The 2,408-nt window shown below is 39.4% G+C and carries 2 protein-coding genes; both read right to left on the bottom strand.

What is annotated here, in order from left to right; translation table 11 throughout:
- Window positions 1-211: 211 nt before the first annotated feature.
- Window positions 212-1,201 (bottom strand): DUF4003 family protein, encoded by a 990-nt coding sequence (locus AC1DRF_RS23380; RefSeq protein WP_427075874.1) that lies wholly within the window; start codon window positions 1,199-1,201, stop codon window positions 212-214.
- 144 nt (window positions 1,202-1,345) lie between these two features.
- The gene (gdh, locus tag AC1DRF_RS23375; RefSeq protein WP_427075873.1) at window positions 1,346-2,131 is read right to left on the bottom strand and encodes a glucose 1-dehydrogenase; all 786 of its coding nucleotides are present in this window, start codon (window positions 2,129-2,131) and stop codon (window positions 1,346-1,348) included.
- Window positions 2,132-2,408 lie beyond the last annotated feature (277 nt).

Here is a 2,408-nt window from a genome sequence, read left to right as displayed (position 1 = left end):
GGCGAAGACTCCTGCGGGAAAAGCGGAACAGGTGAGACCCCGCAGGAGCGTAAGTGACAAGGAGGCTCAGCGGCCGCCGGCGGAAAGCGAAGCCWTGCACGGAAATCAGCCGCGGTATTATAAGCGGTTCAGCTCATTTATTCCATTGGTTCATCTTTAGGTTAGATTCATGTAGTTATGTCCCAGCCTCTTTTAATAGTCGTTTCATTTATCAAGTAGTAGTCGTAGTAGCAACCGCTGAAGTGCTCGCAATAACCGCTAGCATAGCGGCTTGCTGGGCTTGAATAATCGTTTCAATCGTTGTATAGATACCTGTTTCGACCAGTCTAGAATCCTTTAGCTTTTCACTGATAACCAGATTAACCGCCAGCATAACATTGATGTCTTTCTGCCACTTGAAAAGTTTGTCTGTATTTAACTGTTTCACCACGTCATAAATAATTTCAATTTCAGCTTCCGGTTTTTCAAACAGTGCTAATAAGCCAAGAACCGGGTAATGCATTGCTTTTACTTTCATACCTGCCGATTCACAGATTTCTTTTACTGCTAGGCATCTTTCAATAAGTGTATCCCCATGTAAGTTTTTATCGATTGCGAGAATATGACTTAAAAATTGAAGGTCATTCCCTCTTTTAAATCCATGCTGCCCCAATGTGGTATAGAAGTGTTCAATTTCATGCATCAAATCATCAACAGACTCGCTCGTTTCAGCTAATAAAACGGCAAGAGGTACATCACCATTTGATGTAAGGAAGAGATGCTTTTTTTTCATGCCTTGATAAATTTCTACTGACCTTCGAACCATTTCTTTATGGCTTCGACTTGACTCATTCGACAGCATAGCGGAAGCCGCGATATACGTAAATGCGCCTCTAGTAAACCCGCCATGTACCAATTGATCATATACATCCAGAAATTCATAAAACGTTTCTTTTGGATTCTCATAGCGGGTATCCAGCATGGCTGCAATCGTAAACCGCTGCGATGATTTTAATGTAGAAAACATTCCTACTTGATTTTTAATATAGTCACTTAACTCAATATAAGGCTGAAGCTGAAGCGATTTGCCTTTCACTGCATACATAGAAGCGATAGCCATAAACTGCTTCGGATCTGCCACTTTCCATTTGAGTTCATTTTTTAAGCTGATATAAAAACCTCTATACTGATCTACTTTTTGTTGAATCGTTTCCGGTAGCATATCAACACGTCCTTTATTCGTCGTTAGCTTATATACGTAACACTTCAATAAAAGTTTCAATATTTGGTAAATACGCCGTACATTTATGACAATGCGAAAAAGACCTCGGAATATTCCGAGGTCTTTTTCATTCAGTTCTACCTATTAACCTCTTCCCGCTTGGAAAGAAGGATATTTTGTCATACCGCCATCAGCAAATAGTGTAATACCTGTTACGTAGCTTGCTTGTGACGATGCTAAGAATGCTGCAACTGATGCAATTTCTTCCGGATTGCCGATGTAGCCCATTGGAATCATGCTTTCTACGTCTGCACGCTGTTCCGGATCTGCGAATTTTCCAGCGTTGATTGGCGTATCGATCGCGCCTGGTCCAATGTTATTTACGCGGATACCTTTTGGCGCATATTCAAGAGCCAATGTTTCCGTCATTAGCTTCATACCGCCTTTACTTGCTGCATAGTGAACAAATAGTGGCCAAGGAATCATTTCGTGAACGCTGGACATGTTAATAACGTTTCCTTTAATGTCATTTTCAACAAAATATTTAATCGCTTCGCGGCTTCCTAAAAACGCGCCTGTTAAGTTTGTATCGATTACTTGATTCCAGTTTTCTAATGATAATTCATGTGAAGGAACCGGGTTTTCAACACCAGCATTATTAACCATAACGTCTAATGTGCCAAACTCTTTAACAGCTGTCTCTACAAGGTTCACAACGTCTTCTTCTTTTGTTACGTCGCCTCGAACAATAATTGCTTGACCGCCAGCTTGTTCAATTTCTTTTTTTACTTCTAGCGCTTCATCTTCATTGCTGCGGTAGTTTACAACCACTTTTGACTGCTCTTGACCAAAACGAACGGCCATTGCGCGCCCCAATCCTTTTGATCCGCCTGTTACAACTACTACTTTATCTTTTAAATCTGTATACATCTTGAAGTCCTCCTACTTTTCCTGCGTGATATGTCTTGTTATACTGTACTAATTACAARTACAGTTTAGGTTTTAAAAAGAGAATAAACATTTCTCTATCTCTTCTTTCTCAAACTGTCATTCATTTAAAAAGTAACAAATTCACTTTTGTCTCTTTTCGTTACTTATCGTAACTAAGAGAAATAAAGTAGTCAAGCTTTTTGTTTGATCACTTTTATAATTTATTTTTATCTCTCACTTTCTTCATATTTGTTCCCAGTAGAATATAACTTCACAC

Source organism: Priestia sp. P5_B4, from assembly GCF_056400385.1.
This window is presented reverse-complemented; position numbering and strand designations above follow the sequence as displayed.